Annotated in this window: 13 protein-coding genes; 9 read left to right on the plus strand and 4 right to left on the minus strand. The window is 74.0% G+C overall.

What is annotated here, in order from left to right; all coding sequences use genetic code 11:
* Window positions 1–50 precede the first annotated feature (50 nt).
* Window positions 51–1742 carry an RNA polymerase sigma factor gene (locus tag ICW24_RS12500; protein ID WP_443588049.1) on the plus strand — a complete coding sequence of 564 codons (1692 nt, stop codon included), beginning with the start codon at window positions 51–53 and terminating at the stop codon, window positions 1740–1742.
* Between the two features lie 280 nt (window positions 1743–2022).
* Here ICW24_RS12500 and ICW24_RS12505 read toward each other — a convergent pair whose 3' ends face one another.
* Both ICW24_RS12505 and ICW24_RS12510 read right to left on the minus strand, forming a co-directional pair.
* Window positions 2023–2397 carry a type II toxin-antitoxin system PemK/MazF family toxin gene (locus ICW24_RS12505; protein ID WP_307781341.1) on the minus strand — a complete coding sequence of 125 codons (375 nt, stop codon included), beginning with the start codon at window positions 2395–2397 and terminating at the stop codon, window positions 2023–2025.
* A gap of 270 nt (window positions 2398–2667) precedes the next feature.
* Window positions 2668–4848 carry a M14 family zinc carboxypeptidase gene (locus ICW24_RS12510; RefSeq protein ID WP_226346052.1) on the minus strand — a complete coding sequence of 727 codons (2181 nt, stop codon included), beginning with the start codon at window positions 4846–4848 and terminating at the stop codon, window positions 2668–2670.
* A gap of 437 nt (window positions 4849–5285) precedes the next feature.
* Here ICW24_RS12510 and lepA point away from each other — a divergent pair, with 437 nt between their 5' ends.
* The 3 genes from lepA (at window position 5286) to hemW (ending at window position 9634) form a co-directional block, all read left to right on the plus strand.
* Entirely contained in the window at window positions 5286–7133 is a 1848-nt protein-coding gene (gene lepA / locus ICW24_RS12515) for a translation elongation factor 4 (protein WP_226346228.1), read from the plus strand.
* Entirely contained in the window at window positions 7133–7894 is a 762-nt protein-coding gene (gene trmB, locus ICW24_RS12520; protein WP_226346053.1) for a tRNA (guanosine(46)-N7)-methyltransferase TrmB, read from the plus strand. Before lepA ends, trmB begins: the two co-directional genes overlap by 1 nt.
* Window positions 7895–8338: 444 nt before the next feature.
* Complete coding sequence (gene hemW / locus ICW24_RS12525) at window positions 8339–9634, plus strand: radical SAM family heme chaperone HemW (RefSeq protein WP_226346054.1); 1296 nt, start codon at window positions 8339–8341, stop codon at window positions 9632–9634.
* Window positions 9635–9651: 17 nt separating this feature from the next.
* Here hemW and ICW24_RS12530 read toward each other — a convergent pair whose 3' ends face one another.
* Window positions 9652–10542, minus strand: coding sequence for a DUF3097 family protein (locus tag ICW24_RS12530; RefSeq protein WP_226346055.1), 891 nt, complete (start codon window positions 10540–10542; stop codon window positions 9652–9654).
* A 142-nt stretch (window positions 10543–10684) separates the two neighbouring features.
* Between ICW24_RS12530 and hrcA the strand changes: the two genes are divergently transcribed.
* From hrcA to ICW24_RS12545, 3 genes are read left to right on the plus strand one after another with little or no spacing between them, the layout of a single operon-like run.
* Complete coding sequence (hrcA, locus tag ICW24_RS12535) at window positions 10685–11722, plus strand: heat-inducible transcriptional repressor HrcA (protein ID WP_226346056.1); 1038 nt, start codon at window positions 10685–10687, stop codon at window positions 11720–11722.
* Window positions 11723–11775: 53 nt separating this feature from the next.
* Window positions 11776–12903 (plus strand): molecular chaperone DnaJ, encoded by a 1128-nt coding sequence (gene dnaJ / locus ICW24_RS12540; protein WP_226346057.1) that lies wholly within the window; start codon window positions 11776–11778, stop codon window positions 12901–12903.
* Window positions 12900–13643, plus strand: coding sequence for a 16S rRNA (uracil(1498)-N(3))-methyltransferase (locus ICW24_RS12545; RefSeq protein ID WP_226346058.1), 744 nt, complete (start codon window positions 12900–12902; stop codon window positions 13641–13643). The genes dnaJ and ICW24_RS12545 overlap by 4 nt, the downstream gene beginning before the upstream one ends.
* A 59-nt stretch (window positions 13644–13702) precedes the next feature.
* Here the strand turns inward: ICW24_RS12545 and ICW24_RS12550 are convergent, their stop codons facing one another.
* Window positions 13703–14947: a protoporphyrinogen/coproporphyrinogen oxidase gene (locus tag ICW24_RS12550; protein ID WP_307781342.1), complete on the minus strand. Its 1245-nt coding sequence runs from the start codon at window positions 14945–14947 to the stop codon at window positions 13703–13705.
* Between the two features lie 179 nt (window positions 14948–15126).
* On the opposite strand from ICW24_RS12550, the gene ICW24_RS12555 reads away from it, so the two are divergent.
* Together ICW24_RS12555 and ybeY are read left to right on the plus strand one after the other, a co-directional pair.
* On the plus strand, window positions 15127–16251 hold the full coding sequence (locus ICW24_RS12555) for a PhoH family protein (RefSeq protein ID WP_226346060.1): 1125 nt from the start codon (window positions 15127–15129) through the stop codon (window positions 16249–16251).
* On the plus strand, window positions 16248–16709 hold the full coding sequence (ybeY, locus tag ICW24_RS12560; RefSeq protein WP_226346061.1) for an rRNA maturation RNase YbeY: 462 nt from the start codon (window positions 16248–16250) through the stop codon (window positions 16707–16709). Before ICW24_RS12555 ends, ybeY begins: the two co-directional genes overlap by 4 nt.
* Window positions 16710–16719: the final 10 nt, after the last annotated feature.

The raw sequence follows: 16719 nt of genomic DNA on the forward strand, positions 1-16719 counted from the left end.
TCGTCAGACGCCTGTTCGCACCTTGTCGACGTCCATACACGAAAGGTGACGTGCTGCTCGTGGCGACCAGCCCCACATCTGCCCCCGCGAACTCCGGAGCGGCGACCAAGCCGCTGCCCGCCGAGTTCTCGCACCCCGCCCTCCAGGAGCTGCTGAAGGTCGGGACCGGTCGCGGGAGCGTCGACAGCACCGAGGTGAAGAACGCCCTCGAATCCGCCGCGTTGACGCCCGCGCGTCAGAAGGCCGTGCTCCGCGCCCTCGAGGGTCAGGGCGTGCACATCACCCTCGACACCGAGCACGCCGCCCAGGCCGTGACGACCGGCCGCAAGCGTGCCGCCGCGAAGAAGACGGCGAAGCCCGCCCCGGCCAAGCCCGCCACGAAGTCCGCGTCCGCGAAGACGGCGGCGGCGAGCGGAACCCCGGCGGGGGCGCCGGCGAGTGCCGAGCCGGCGGACGAGACCCCCGCGGCCCCGGCCCGGAAGACGGCCGCCAAGACCGCCGCGAAGCCGGCCGCGAAGACCGCGACGAAGGCGGCCGCCAAGAAGGCGGCGACGTCGTCCGCCCAGAGCGCGGTCAAGGCCGCGGCCAAGGCGGGGGGTGCCGACGAGCCGGGAGCGCCCGAGGAGCCCGTCGACGTCGTGGTCGAGGACCTCGAGGTGGAGCTCGAGGCCGTCGCCGAGGAGGTCGACCCCAAGGGCGACGACGCGAAGGCGGTCGCCGCGAAGGGCAAGCCCGGCGATAAGGCGCCCGAGGAGGGCGCCGGCGAGTCCGGGTTCGTCCTGCGCGAGGACGACGAGGAGGACGCGCCCGCTCAGCAGGTGATCACCGCGGGCGCGACGGCCGACCCGGTCAAGGACTACCTCAAGCAGATCGGCAAGGTCGCGCTCCTCAACGCCGAGCAGGAGGTCGAGCTCGCGAAGCGCATCGAGGCCGGGCTGTTCGCGGAGGAGAAGCTCAAGGCCGCCGACGGGATGGACACCAAGCTCAAGCGCGAGCTGTGGTGGATCTCGCAGGACGGCAAGAACGCGAAGAACCACCTCCTCGAGGCCAACCTGCGGCTCGTCGTCTCCCTCGCCAAGCGGTACACGGGGCGCGGGATGCTCTTCCTCGACCTCATCCAGGAGGGCAACCTCGGCCTCATCCGGGCCGTCGAGAAGTTCGACTACACCAAGGGCTTCAAGTTCTCCACGTACGCGACGTGGTGGATCCGTCAGGCCATCACCCGCGCCATGGCCGACCAGGCCCGCACAATTCGTATCCCGGTGCACATGGTCGAGGTCATCAACAAGCTCGCCCGCGTGCAGCGGCAGATGCTCCAGGATCTCGGTCGGGAGCCGACCCCGGAGGAGCTCGCCAAGGAGCTCGACATGACACCCGAGAAGGTCGTCGAGGTTCAGAAGTACGGCCGCGAGCCGATCTCGTTGCACACGCCGCTGGGTGAGGACGGCGACTCCGAGTTCGGCGACCTCATCGAGGACTCCGAGGCGGTCGTCCCGGCCGACGCGGTGAGCTTCACGCTCCTGCAGGAGCAGTTGCACTCGGTGCTCGACACGCTCTCCGAGCGCGAGGCGGGCGTCGTCTCCATGCGGTTCGGTCTCACGGACGGTCAGCCGAAGACGCTCGACGAGATCGGCAAGGTCTACGGCGTGACGCGCGAGCGCATCCGCCAGATCGAGAGCAAGACGATGAGCAAGCTGCGCCACCCGTCGCGGAGCCAGGTGCTGCGCGACTACTTGGACTGACGAACACGCAGCGGAGGGTGCGCCCGAGCGTAGCGAGTGTGCGCCCGTAGCGGAGTGGAGGAAGTCCGAGCTGAGGTATGGACTGACGAACACGCAGCGGAGGGTGCGCGCGAGCGTAGCGAGTGTGCGCCCGTAGCGGAGTGGAGGAAGTCCGAGCTGAGGTATGGACTGACGAACACGCAGCGGAGGGTGCGCGCGAGCGTGACGTGAGGACGGCCCGGTGCCCGTGGGCACCGGGCCGTCGTCCGTCCCGGGCCCGGCCAGGGTCGGCCTGCGCCGGTCAGGCGTGTCGGCGGACCTCGGCCACCACCTCGTCGAAGAGGTCGCGGGGGAGGGCGGCGCCCTCCCGGCGCACGGAGCCGGCGTCGAGCCGGACGATCCGGTTGACGCGCACCTCGCTGGCGCGGCCCCGGGGGTCCCAGGGGCCGGTACCGATGTCCATCCAGCGGCGCCCGGCGCGGGCCTCCTGGGCGGCGTCGCGGTCGTGGTCCTGGCTCGTCACGGGCAGGGCGAGCAGCCAGGCGTCGTCGCGTCCGATGACGAGGGCGGGCCGGTCCTTGCCCCGGGAGTGGTCCTCCTCGTAGGGGACCCACGCCCACACGATCTCGCCGGGGTCGGCGTTCCCGTCGGCGCGCGGCGCGTATGAGGTGGGCACGGGCCCGGTGTAGTCGCCGGGGTACCCGCCCGCGGCGGTCCGCCGCCCCGGCGGGGGAGCGGCGGGTCGGGGCCTCGTTGGATCGCGCCGCCCTGTCTGCCCCGGCCGCCCCGTCCGCGTCGATCGCCCGAGCGCCCCGTCGAGCACGGCGCGGGCGAGGTCGGTGGTCAGCGAGCGGGCGAGGCGCATCCAACGTCCGGAACTCATACCGGGACGGTAGCGCGCCGGGGTCGCCGTCCGTGGGGTGGCGACCCCGGCGCGATCGTCGGGTCAGCGGCCGCCGGGGCGGCAGGCCCGGCGGCCGACGTCCGCGACCCCGCCGCGGTCGACGACGACCTCCATCGTGTTGACGACCTTGCGCCGCGCGTCGCGGGTGCACGTCAGCGTCCACGCCTCCTTCAGGCCCGAGTACGTCGCGGGCGCGGGGGAGGCGAACGTGACCTTGCCGCGCCAGTCGGCGCTGGCGCCGCCGGCGAAGTTCGTCACGCGGACGGTGTACGTGCCGGGCACCGGGTCGAGCAGCGTCGCCTTCTCCGGCTGGGCGAGCGTGCCGGCCGAGGCGACGGGCTTGCCGTCGGGACCGAGGATCTCGACGTCCCAGTCGACGGCCGGGTTGCCGGTATCGCCGGTCCACCCCACCTCGACGACCACCTTGCCGTTGTCGGCGGCCGGCGGGCCGGCCACGGTGAACGTGGCCTGTTCGCTCTTGCCGAGCGCCGGCACGCCCGCCGGGTTGACGAGGGTGATCGGCGCCGAGGGAGGGGCCACCGGGTCGCGTCCGTAGCGGCCGGCCACGAGGGGCCGCGTCGAGGGGTTGACGGCCCAGTCGAACCGTCCGCCGGACGACCGCAGCGAGCTCGTCAAGGTGTCGGAGTAGTAGCGCGGCGCGCCCACGCCGCCGTCGGTCCCGATGACCGGCGACGTCGCGCTGATGAACTGCTTGCGGATTGACAGCGTGTGTCCGCGCGGGGCGGTGCCGACGATCCGCGCGTGCCGGCGGGCGTCGAGGGTCGACATCGAGCCGCGGTACAACGCCTCCCGGATGCCCCCCTTGTCGGCGCCCGGCGCGGGCGCGGCCCCGACGTACTCGGCGACGACGCCCGAGGCGAACGGCGGGTGGAAGCCCTCCTTGCCGATCTCGAAGGTGAAACCGAGGCCGCCGGTGTTCCAGTAGCTCCAGTCCTCGACGCTGCCGGAGGTGTCGTAGAGCTCGAACGAGCGCTGGTTGACGTAGCCCATGGCCTCGGCCATGGCCCCGCCGAGGGTGCGGTAGAGCGGCTCGTCGGGGGTGAGGCCGGAATCGAGGATGCTCGGGGGGCGCAGGACGAGGTTGCTGTAGGTGTGGTTGGAGACGAGGGTGACGACCTGCCGCTGCGAGACCAGTCGGCGGATGTTGTCGACCTCGGGCTCGGATCCCGGGGCGTCCCCGCGGTAGGTGTCGCTGCGCCAGTCCGCGGACGCGCCGGGGCCGCCCCAGAATCCCGGGTAGTTGCGGTTGGCGTCGGTGCCCCGCAGGCGGCCGGCGGGGTTGTCGGCGCAGGTGCCGCCGCGCTGGTCGGCCGGCGTGTGCGCGCTGATCGAGCACGTCTTGCGGCGGTTCTCGTGGTCGGTGGGCGAGAAGTCGCCCTTGGGTGCGGCGCTGCGCGAGACGATGAAGCCGTCGACGTTGACGACGGGCACGATGATCGTCCGCGACTGCGCCACGATGCGCCTCGCGCGGGCGTCGCCGGCCCGGTTCGCGCGGTTGGCGAGGAGGTCGAAGGCGTACTCCATGCTCGCCTCCGACGACGGCCACTCTCGCGCGTGGTGGGCGCCCATGACGAGGTAGACGGGCTTGCCGTCGTCGAGCCGGTGGACGTCGGTGGTGATCTCGAGGCCGTGGACCGGGCGCCCCAGGGTCGTCCGGTTGGGCAGCGTGATCAGGCGCACGAGTGTCGGGTACGTCGTCGCGAGCTTCTTCATGTCGGCGACGTAGTCGTCGTAGGTGCGGTAGGCGGTGCGGCCGCTGGGCAGCGGGGAGCGGGACGTGGCCTTCGCGTAGGCCCGGTCCGCGGCGGCGAACCGGCGCTGCTGCGCCGCGAGATCGGCGACCTTGACCTGCCAGCGGAAGCCGGCGGCGCGCAGGCGGGTGGCGTCGGCCCGCCCGTGCAGGACGACGTCGCGGGTGCGCGTCGTCGCGTGCTCGGTGACGTCGAAGCCGAGGCGCGCCAGTCGGTCGCGGGCCGCCTTCGTGGGGGCGGTCACGGTGACGAGGCTGGCGGCGTCCTCCCCGGGCGCGGCCGCCGCGGTGGCGGGGCGCGCGTCCGCCGCGGCTCGGTCGGCCGCGTCGGCGGGCGACGCGGCCGCAGGGTCGGCGAGGGCTCCGGCGGCGAGGGCGGTGGCTGCCGCCGCGACGAGGGCGGCCGCCCTGGCGGCCCGTGCATGTCCGAACTTCATTGTCCGAGAGGGCATTTGAACTCCTGGAGGGGGATCCGTGCGGGATGCCGCTCTATCTATCCCCACGCGGGTGCCCCGCGAGCGAGGATGGGGTCACGATCCGGTCACGGCGGGCGATACCGGGAGATACCGGGCGTCGTGGATGTCGCAATACGGGATGCCGGGATATCGGGATACCGGGATATCAGGCGCGCGCGGCAGGGCGCAGGAGGTAGGGACGGGCGCCCCGATACCCGCCGGGCGCGGTCCGAGTCGACCCCGTCGCGTCCCGGGTCGCGCCCCACGAGCCACGTGCGGTCGCCCCGGCGCCGCCGGAGCGTGGGATGATGGTCGTCGGCCTCCGCTCGGCCGGCGTCGCGCCCGGCGCGGTGCGTCGGAACGTGCCTCACCGCACGGACCGAGCGGCAGGCGCCCGCCGACGTCGACCTGCGAGGTACCCGCCCTTGTCCACCCTGGCCCGCACGCCGCTGGCTCCGCACGCGACCCCGCCGCAGCGCATCCGCAACTTCTGCATCATCGCGCACATCGATCACGGCAAGTCCACGCTCGCCGACCGGATGCTGCAGAAGACGGGCGTCGTCGAGGAGCGCGCGATGCGCGCCCAGTACCTCGACCGCATGGACATCGAGCGCGAGCGCGGCATCACCATCAAGAGCCAGGCCGTGCGCATGCCGTTCGAGAGCGGCGGCGAGCCGTACGTGCTCAACATGATCGACACCCCCGGGCACGTCGACTTCACGTACGAGGTCTCGCGCAGCCTGGCCGCGTGCGAGGGGGCCGTGCTGCTCGTCGACGCCGCGCAGGGGATCGAGGCGCAGACGCTGGCCAACCTGTACCTGGCCATGGAGAACGACCTGACGATCATCCCGGTGCTCAACAAGATCGACCTGCCGGCGGCGCAGCCCGACAAGTTCGCCGAGGAACTCGCCGGGCTCATCGGCTGCGAGCCGGAGGACTGCCTGCGGGTGTCGGGCAAGACCGGCGAGGGCGTGGAGGACCTGCTCGAGGAGATCGTGCGCCAGATCCCACCCCCGGTGGGCGATCCCGACGCGCCGTCCCGCGCCATGATCTTCGACTCGGTCTACGACAGTTACCGCGGCGTCGTCACCTACGTCCGGGTCGTCGACGGCAACCTCAACCCGCGCGAGCGCATCGCGATGATGAGCACGAAGGCCACCCACGAGCTGCTCGAGATCGGGGTCATCTCACCCGAGCCCGTCAAGTGCGACGGCCTCGGCGTCGGCGAGGTCGGCTACCTCATCACGGGCGTGAAGGACGTGCGGCAGTCACGCGTCGGCGACACGGTGACCAACCAGGCCAAGCCGGCGACTCAGGCGCTCGGCGGGTACCGCGACCCGCGCCCCATGGTGTTCTCCGGCCTGTACCCGATCGACGGCTCGGACTACCCGATCCTGCGCGACGCCCTCGACAAGCTGAAGCTCAACGACGCGGCGCTCGTCTACGAGCCCGAGACCTCGGCCGCGCTCGGCTTCGGTTTCCGTGTCGGCTTCCTCGGGATGCTCCACCTCGAGATCGTCCGGGAGCGCCTCGAGCGGGAGTTCAACCTCGACCTCATCTCGACCCTGCCGAACGTCGAGTACGACGTCACGTTGGAGGACGGCAGCCACGTCGAGGTGACCAACCCCAGCGAGTTCCCCGAGGGCAAGATCCGCGAGGTGCGCGAACCCGTCGTCCGCGCCACCGTCCTCGCGCCGAGCGATTTCATCGGCGCGATCATGGAGCTGTGCCAGCAGCGCCGCGGCACCCTGCGCGGCATGGACTACCTCTCGCCGGAGCGGGTCGAGATGCGCTACACGCTCCCGCTCGCCGAGATCGTCTTCGACTTCTTCGACCAGCTCAAGAGCAAGACGCGCGGCTACGCCTCCCTCGACTACGAGCCCGACGGCGACCAGGTGGCCGACCTCGTCAAGGTCGACATCCTGCTCCAGGGCGACCAGGTCGACGCGTTCAGCTCGATCGTGCACCGCGACAAGGCGTACGCGTACGGCGTCCTCATGGCCGAGAAGCTGCGCAAGCTCATCCCCCGGCAGCAGTTCGAGGTCCCGATCCAGGCCGCCATCGGCAGCCGGATCATCGCCCGCGAGACGATCCGCGCCATCCGCAAGGACGTGCTCGCGAAGTGCTACGGCGGCGACATCTCCCGGAAGCGCAAGCTGCTCGAGAAGCAGAAGGAGGGCAAGAAGCGCATGAAGATGGTCGGCCGCGTCGAGGTGCCGCAGGAGGCCTTCATCGCGGCGCTGTCCAACGACGCGGTCGTGCCGGAGAAGGCCGGGAAGTAGTGCCGGCCCGGTCCTGCTCCGCCCCGACGCAGGACGCCCCCGCCGGCGGGCTCCTGCGCCGCGAGGTCGTCTCGTTCGCCCGGCGCGACGGCCGGGCCTCGCGCCAGGTCACCCGCGCCTTCGAGCCCCCCTACGCACGGCTCGTCGTCGCGCCGGCGCGCGCGGAGCGCTCCACGAGCCTGCACCCCGACTGGCGCCTCGACGCCGCCGCGGAGTTCGGCCGGTCCGCGCCCCTGGTGATCGAGATCGGGTCGGGCACCGGCGAGTCGGTGCTCGCGTGCGCCGCGGCGCACCCCGACGTCGACCACCTGGCCGTCGAGGTCTACCGGCCCGGTGCAGCCCGCACCGTGCTCGGGGCACACCGGCTCGGTGTGGGCAACGTGCGCGTGCTCGAGGCGGACGCGCGGGCGTTGCTCGCCGCCGCCCTGCCCTCCGGCTCGGTCGACGAGATCCGCATCTTCTTCCCCGACCCGTGGCCCAAGGCCCGGCACCACAAACGGCGTCTCGTGCAGGCCGACACGGTGGCCGACTGCGCGCGGGCCCTGCGCCGGGGCGGCCACCTGCGCCTGGCCACCGACTGGGCCGACTACGCCGAGCACATGCGCGCCGCGATCGCCTCGTGCCCCCTGCTCGGGCCGGCCTCGGGCGGGCGGGGCGACGCCGACGCGCCGCGGTTCTCCGACCGGCCCCTGACGCGCTACGAGCGCAAGGCCCTCGAGGCCGGGCGGACCGTCGTCGACCTCGACGTGGTGCGCCGATGACCCCCTGCCGCAAGACCTGCCGCCGGACCGTCCGCACGACCTGCCGCCGGACGCGGGCGGGCGACCTGCCCGACGTTGAGCGCCGGGAGGGCGACGCTCAACGCCGGGCGAGCCGCCCGCCGCGGGTGTTCTCGGGATCGGGGTGCGGTGCCGGCGCGTCGGCGGGGGAGTGCCCCCGCCCGTCCGGCCCTGCGTACGTCCACCCCTTCTCCCCGGTGGCCGCGTCGCCGCGTCGGGAGGGCCACCACCTGGACGGTCCCCCCGGCCGCCGTCCCCGCCGCCCACCGCGCGGCCCCGATCGGGTGGATCGGGTCGATGTCGTTGCGGCGCCTGCGTGGACGCGACACGTGTCCACTCCCAGTATCGGACGGTCGTCCTGTCCGACGCAAGCAGCGCCGACGATGCCGACCGGCGTGACGCCGACGCAGCACGGGAGGTGCGCCCGTGCCGCGGCTGCCCGACGGTGACCCCGCCCCGGCCGACGGAGCGCTCGACGCGCAGGCCCTCGCGGGCCTCGCCGGCGTGCCGTTCGGGATGTACCTGCACGTCCCGTTCTGCGCCACGCGCTGCGGGTACTGCGACTTCAACACCTACACCCCGCGCGAGCTCCTCGCTCCGACCCGGGCGACCCCCGGGGCCACCGACCCCCGCGCTGGACTGCCCTCGCTCGTGGCTTCCTACACCGACGCGGCCCGCGCCGAGATCGACCTGGCGGCGCGGGTCCTGGGCGCCGACGCGCCCGTCGTCGACACGATCTTCGTCGGCGGCGGCACCCCGACCCTCCTGCCGACCGCGGAGCTGACCGGCCTCGTGGGCGCCGTCCGGGACACGTTCGGCCTCCGGCCCGATGCGGAGGTGACGACGGAGGCCAACCCCGACTCGGTCGACGAGGCGAGCCTCGCGGCCCTCGCCGAGGGCGGTATCACCCGCGTCAGCCTCGGCATGCAATCGGCGGTCCCGCACGTGCTCGGGGTGCTCGACCGCACGCACGACCCCGCGAACGTCGCCCGCGCAGTGCGGGGCGCCCGCGCGGCCGGCCTCGCGGTCAGCCTCGACCTCATCTACGGCACGCCGGGGGAGTCCCTGCAGGACTGGCGCGCCTCGCTCGAGGCGGTGCTCGCGCTCGAGCCGGACCACGTCTCGGCCTACGCCCTCGTCGTCGAGGAGGGCACCGCCCTGGCCGCCCGGGTCCGCCGCGGCGCCGTCCCCGCGCCGAGCGACGACGACGAGGCCGACAAGTACGAACTCGCCGACGAGCTGCTCGGCGCCGCCGGCTACGACTGGTACGAGGTGAGCAACTTCACCCGTACGTCGCGGGGTCGCTGTCGCCACAACGAGGGCTACTGGGCCGGCGGGAACTGGTGGGGCATCGGCCCCGGCGCCCACGGCCACGTCGGCGGCGTCCGGTGGTGGAACGTCAAGCACCCGGCCCGGTACGCCTCGATGCTCGCGGCGGGGGACTCGCCGGCCGCGGGACGGGAGGCCCTCACCCCGGAGCAGCGCCACGACGAACGGGTCCTGCTCGGGGTGCGCCTCGCCGACGGGCTCCCGCTGTCCGACCTCGACGCGCGGGGCCGGGCCGCCGTCGCCGGGCTCGTCGCCGACGGCCTGCTCGACCCGGGAGCCGCCCTCGGCGGTCGGCCCGCACGCGAGGGCGGGGAGGCGCAGCGGCGCGCCGTCCTCACCCTGCGGGGGCGCCTGCTCGCCGACACCGTCGTCCGCGCGCTCCTCGGGTTCTGATCCGTTCCTCGGGGAGCTCAGCCCCGGGTGCCCACCGTGACGAAGTCGATGAGCTCCTCCACCCGGCCGAGGAACGCGGGTTCGAGGTCGGCGTACGTGCGCACGGTGCCGAGGATGTACTTCCAGCCGCGGGCCACGTCGGCCTGGGTGTCGTGCGGGCGGCCGAGGTGCGCGAGGATGCCGTGCTTCCACGAGGTGCCCCGGGGGATCGTCGGCCACGACTCCCACCCCAACCGCTCCGGGCGGACCGACTGCCACACGTCGACGTACGGGTGTCCCACGATGTGGACGTGCTCGGCCCACGGTCGCAGGCCGTGCACGGCGTCGACGACCCGGGTCTCCTTCGACCCCGGCACGAGATGGTCGACGAGCACCCCCATCCGGGCCTGCGCGGTCGGAGCGAAGTCCTCGATGACGGCGCGCAGGTCGTCCACCCCGTCGAGCATCTCGACGACGACGCCCTCGACCCTTAGGTCGTCACCCCACACCTTCTCGACGAGCTCGGCGTCGTGGCGACCCTCGACGAAGATGCGCGAGCCGGCCGCGACCCGGGCCCGGCTGCCCGCCACGGCCCGAGACCCGCTGGCCGTGCGGCCCGAGGCTGCTCCGGCCGCGGCCCGGGCGGCGTCCGTCCGGGCGGTCGGCGGGGTGAGGACGACCGGGGCGCCGTCGAGCAGGAAACCCGGCCCGAGCGAGAACGCCTTCGTCCGGCCCCGCCGGTCCTGCAGGTGCACGACGTGCAGGCCGCCCGCCTTCTCGACGGCGACGACCGCCCCGCACCACCCGGTCTGGACGTCCTCGACGACGAGGCCCCGCTCGGCGGCGACGGGCTCCGCGGCCCGGCGGCGATGGGTGCGCGACCCGCCCGCGAGGGGGTCGCTGCCGTACCGGTCGGATGAGAAGTCCATCCGGGGATCGTAAACTGGCACTCGCGGGCGCTGAGTGCCAGGCTCGCCGGGCGCGCGGCACGGCAGTGTCGACGAGCACCGCAGATCCGAGCGGCACGACCGATCCGAGCAGCAGGACAGATCCGAACGGCAGGAGGCGACGATGAGCGACGAACGACGACGGGCGATCCTGCGGGCGATCGTGCAGGACTACGTCGACACGTCCGAGCCGGTGGGGTCCAAGTCCCTGCTGGAGCGGCACGCGCTCGGAGTGTCGGCGGCCACCGTCCGCAACGACATGGCGATCCTCGAGGACGAGGGCCTCATCACCGCCCCGCACACGAGCGCCGGCCGGGTGCCGACCGACGCCGGCTACCGCGCCTTCGTCGACCAGATCGAGATGCTGCGACCCCTGAGCAGCGCGCAGCGCACCGCCGTCGCGCGCTTCCTCGAGGGTGCGGTCGACCTCGACGACGTCGTCGACCGCACCGTGCGGCTCCTCGCGAGCCTGACCCGCAAGGTCGCCGTCATGCAGTACCCGTCCCTGAGCCGCTCCCGGGTGCGGCACGTCGAGGTGCTCGCCGTCGGCCCCGGGCGGATCATGGTCGTCCTCATCCTCGACACCGGGCGGGTCGAGCAGCGCATCGTCGAGGTCGAGCCCGATCCGTCGACGCCGGCCGGCCAGGAGCGGCTCGTCCGCGTGCGCGACCTCGTCAACGAGCTCGCGGTGGGGCGGCTGCTCGCGGACGCGTCCGCGGAGCTCGCGTCGGCCCCCGACGCGCTCGACCCCGCCGATCGCGACCTCGCCCGCTGCATCGTCGCCGTGCTCGAGGGGGCGCTCGTCGAGCAGCGGGAGGAGCGGGTCGTCCTCGCGGGCACCTCGCACCTGGCCAGGCTCGGCCCCGACTTCCCCCTCACCATCGAACCGGTCCTCGACGCCCTCGAGGAACACGTCGTCCTCCTCCGGTTGTTCACGTCCCTGGGCCAGGAGGGATCGGCGAACGGGGTGGCCGTCAGCATCGGCCACGAGAACGCCCACGACGGCCTCGCCGCGACCTCCGTCGTCAGCACCGGGTACGGCGCCGGCGACGACGTCCTGGCCGGGATCGCCGTCCTCGGCCCGACGCGCATGGACTACCCGAGCACCATGACGTCCGTGCGGGCCGTCGCCCGCTACGTCTCCCGGCTGCTCGACACGTGAGCGCCGCCCCCCCGACCTCAGACCCGACCCGACCCGCGGAAGAAGACCTCCCTGTGAACGACTACTACGCCGACCTCGGCGTGTCGCGTGACGCCTCCGTCGAGGAGATCAAGCGCGCCTACCGCCGCCAGGCCCGCAAGCTCCACCCCGACGTCAACCCGGGGCCCGAGGCCGAGGCCGAGTTCAAGAAGATCTCGCAGGCCTACGACGTGCTCTCCGACCCCGCCAAGAAGCGGTCCTACGACGCGGGGGCGGACCCCTACGGCGGCGCCGCGGACGGCTTCGGCCAGGGCTTCTCGTTCAGCGACATCATGGACGCCTTCTTCGGCGGCGCGGCCGGGGGCGCCCAGCGCGGCCCGCGCTCGCGCCGCCAGCGCGGCCAGGACGCCCTCATCCGCCTCGACATCGACCTGCGCGGCGCCGTGTTCGGCGCCGAGGAGGAGGTGAGCGTCGACACGGCCGTGGCGTGCACGACGTGCCACGGGGAGGGCGCGCAGCCCGGGACGGGCACCCGCACGTGCGACGTGTGTGCGGGCCGCGGCGAGGTCCAGCAGGTGCAGCGCAGCTTCCTCGGGCAGGTCATGACGTCGCGCCCGTGCACCGCGTGCCAGGGGTTCGGGTCGGTCATCACGGACCCCTGCTTCGAGTGCTCCGGGCACGGCCGCGTCCGCACCCGCCGCACGCTCACCCTCAAGGTGCCCGCCGGCGTCGACACCGGCACGCGGATCCAGCTCGGCGGCGAGGGCGAGGTCGGCCCCGGGGCCGGGCCCGCCGGCGACCTCTACGTCGAGATCGTCGTCCGGCCGCACGAGGTCTTCCACCGCCGCGGCGACGACCTGCACTGCGTCCTCGAACTGCCCATGACGGCCGCCGCGCTGGGCACGATCCTGCCGATGGAGACGCTCGACGGGATCGAGGAGATCACGGTCCGCGCCGGCTCGCAGACGGGCGAGGTCCACACGCTGCGGGGCAAGGGGGTCACGCACCTGCGCGGCAGCGGGCGCGGGGACCTCGTCGCCCAGCTCAAGGTCGTCACCCCCACGCGGCTCTCGGGCGAGCAGGAGGAGCTCGTGCGCCGCCTCGCCGCGCTGCGCGGCGAGGAGAGCCCGTCCGGCAACCTCACGTCCGTCGAGGGCTCGGGCCTGTTCGGCAAGCTGCGCGACGCGTTCCGCGGCAAGTGACCGCAGCCCTCTTCCGGCTCGCGCCCGGCGCCCTCGCCGGCCGCGGGCCCGGCGACGTCGTCACCCTCGACGGCGCCGAGGGGCACCACGCGGCCACCGTCAAGCGCGCGCGGGTGGGGGAGGAACTGCTCGTCGCGGACGGCTCCGGCCTGCTCGGGCAGGGGAGCGTCGTCGAGGTCGCCGACGGCCTCGTCCGCGTCGAGCTCGCGCTGCTCCGGCCGGGCGCGCCCGACGGACCCCGCTTCGTGTTGGCCCAGGCCCTCGCCAAGGGCGGGCGCGACGAGCAGGCGGTCGAGGCCGCGACCGAGCTCGGCGTCGACGCCGTCCTCGCCTGGCAGGCCGGCCGCAGCGTGGTCGTGTGGCGGCCCGAGCGCGCCGAGAAGTCCCTGCGCAAGTGGGTCACGCTCGCCGAGGCGGCGAGCAAGCAGTCGCGGCGTGCCACCGTGCCCGAGGTCCGTGGCCCCGTGAGCACGGCCGGCCTCGCCGCCGAGATGGCCCGCGCCGACCTCGCGCTCGTCCTGCACGAGGACGCCACCACCCCACTCGCCGGGCTCGACCTGCCGGAGCTGGGCGACGTGGTGATCGTCGTCGGCCCGGAGGGCGGCATCGACCCGGCCGAGCTCGCCGCGTTCGAGGCGGCGGGCGCCGTCCCGGTCCGGCTCGGGGCCACCGTCCTGCGCAGCTCGAGCGCCGGCCCCACCGCCCTCGCCGTGCTGTGCGCGGCCACGCGCTGGCGCTGAGCGGTCCCGCCCTCGAGCGTGCGGGCGCTGTCGCGATGTTCGCCGACCGCGGCCCCGGGTCAGGGGAGCTCGGGGTGGGCGTCGCGGTGCAGCAGCGTGCGGGCGGCGCGCCGGCCGGAGTCGAGCGCGCCGTTGACGGTCGCGGTGTCGCGGTCGTCGGAACAGACGTAGAGGCCCTCGTCGACCCGGGCGTCGGGGTGGGGGCGCCGATGCGGCGGGGCGTCGGGCACGGCGTGGGGGCGCAGGTGCCGCGCCACGAGGTCCCACCGCGACGTCGGGACCCGGAAGATCTCGGCGAGCTCGGCCCGTACCTCGCCCTCCGGGGCCGGGTCGGCGCCGGCGGGCACGATCGCGGTCGCCTGGAGCAGGTGCCGGCCGGCGGGGGCGTAGGAGGGCGCGACGTTGCTCACGACCGCAGTGTGGACGACCGGGCCGGACCCCTGCCGCGGGTCGAGGACGAGGAACGGCAGGTCGCTCGGGCGCTCGTCGGCCGCGAACCACCACGTGACCAGGCCGCGCGTCGGCGGCGCCGCACGGCCGAGGAGGCGGGCGGCCTCGGCGGGATCGGTCGCGACGACGACGCGGTCGGCGCGGATCGAGCCGGCCTCGTGCTCGACGAGCCACGTCGATCCGGCCCGCCGCACGGCCCGCACGCGCGTCGAGGTCCCCGGAGGGGCGGTGAGAGCGGCCGCGAGTTGCTCCGGCACCGCGGCCCGGCCCTGGGTGGGCAGCCCGGGCGTGCCGAGGGCGAGCGACCGCGCCAGGAGGCGTGCGGCGGCGGCGGACGTCTCGTCGGGGCCCTGCACCAGCAGCGCGGCCGCGAGGGGCTCGAGCACCTCGGTCCGCAGGAGGCCGCGGACGCCGGCCGCGTCGAGCGAGCGGGCCAGGCTCTCCGGGTCGGGGGAGCGGTGTCGGCGCGGGGACGGGGCCAGCCACGAGACGAGCGCCGCGAACACGCCCCGGTCCCGGTACGGACCGGTGGCCGTCGACCAGGCGTGCCGCGGATGGCGCAGGGGGTCGGCGACGACGGTCAGCCCGTCGCCGCGGCGCACCGCGAGCCCGCGGCCGAACGGGCGCAGGTGCAGGGCGCGCAGGTCGAGCACCTCCCGGACCCGCGGGTCACCGGTCGCGACGACCCCGAACCCACGGTCGACGCGGAACCCGTCCACGACGTCGGTGCGGGAGCTGCCGCCCACCCGATCGTCCGCCTCGAGGACGACGACGTCCCGCCCCCGCCGCTGCAGTCGCAGCGCGCAGGAGAGCCCGGCCGGTCCGGCCCCCACCACGACGACGTCGGCGTCCACGAGCCTCCCCTTCCGTTCGGTCTCCTCCGTTCGGTGGCGGACAGCCTGCCTCATCGCGGCGCGAGCCGCACGCGTCGCCCGCCACGCCCGGCCGAGCGGCGCCGGGGGAGGGATCTCGACGGCGCGGCCCGCCCGGGCGCCCGGTGTGCCGGGGCGGCCACCCGTAGACTGGCAGCGATATGACTCAGCCTTCCTCGCGTCGCCGTCAGGGCGGCACCACCAGCCGCAGTTCCTCCCGATCCGGCCCGTCGACGCCGGCCGCCGTCGAGGCGGCCCTGGACGGCGTGTCGGGCGGCGCCCCGGCGGCCGCGGCCGACTCCTCCGGCCCGGCGGAGCAGCACACGCTCGTCGTCCCGCCCGAGGTGTCGATGGTGGCGTTGCTCGGCGCCCACGACGAGGTCCTGCGCACGATCGAACGGGCCCTGCCGGCCCTCGACATCCACGTGCGCGGCAACGAGGTGACGATGACGGGGTCGGCGGCCGACCTCGGCCTCGCCGAGCGGCTCCTCGACGAGCTCATCGCCATCATCGGGGCCGGTCAGCCCCTCAACCGGGACGCCGTCGAACGCAGCGTCGCGATGCTGCGCGACCGGACGCGCGAGCGCCCCGCCGACGTCCTGACGACGAACATCATCAGCAACCGCGGGCGCACCATCCGGGCCAAGACGCTGGGGCAGAAGCGCTACGTCGACGCGATCGACGAGAACACCATCGTCTTCGGCATCGGCCCCGCCGGCACCGGCAAGACGTACCTCGCCATGGCCAAGGCGGTCGCCGCGCTGCAGGCCAAGGAGGTCAACCGAATCATCCTCACCCGGCCCGCGGTCGAGGCCGGGGAACGGCTCGGGTTCCTGCCGGGCACCCTCAACGACAAGATCGACCCGTACCTGCGCCCGCTCTACGACGCGCTCCACGACATGATCGACCCCGACTCGATCCCGCGGCTCATGGCGGCCGGGACCATCGAGGTCGCCCCCCTCGCGTACATGCGCGGGCGCACCCTCAACGACGCGTTCATCATCCTCGACGAGGCGCAGAACACCTCGCCCGAGCAGATGAAGATGTTCCTCACCCGCCTCGGCTTCGGCAGCAAGATCGTCGTCACCGGCGACGTCACCCAGGTCGATCTGCCCGGCGGCACCGAGTCGGGTCTGCGGGTCGTCTCCCGCATCCTCGACGGCCTCGACGACGTCCACTTCGCGCACCTGAGCAGCGACGACGTCGTGCGGCACCGCCTCGTCGGCGCGATCGTCGACGCCTACGGCCGCTGGGACGAGCGGAAGCGATCGGGGAGCGGCTCGTGAGCATCGAGGTCCTCAACGAGTCCGAGACGTCCGTCGACGAGCGTGAGCTCGTCGACTGCGCCCGCTACGTCATGGACGAGATGAAGGTGCATCCGCGGGCGGAGCTGTGCCTCAAGCTCGTCGACGAGGGGGCCATGGAGGTCCTCCACGTGCAGTGGATGGACCTGCCCGGGCCGACCGACGTCATGAGCTTCCCCATGGACGAGCTGCGGCCGGGCCGCGACGGGCAGACCCCCACCGAGGGCGTGCTCGGCGACGTCGTCCTGTGCCCGAGCGTCGCCCAGCGCCAGGCGCGGGAGGCCGGGCACACGCTCGCCGAGGAGCTCCTGCTCCTGACGACCCACGGCATCCTGCACCTGCTCGGCTACGACCACGCCGAGCCCGACGAGGAGAAGGAGATGTTCGAGCTGCAACGCACGCTGCTCCTCACCTTCCTCGCCGGACGCCCCCGCGGGTGACCCCACCCCG

The sequence above is a fragment of the Agilicoccus flavus genome (genome assembly GCF_014857905.1).
GTDB classification, from domain to species: Bacteria; Actinomycetota; Actinomycetes; order Actinomycetales; family Dermatophilaceae; genus Agilicoccus; species Agilicoccus flavus.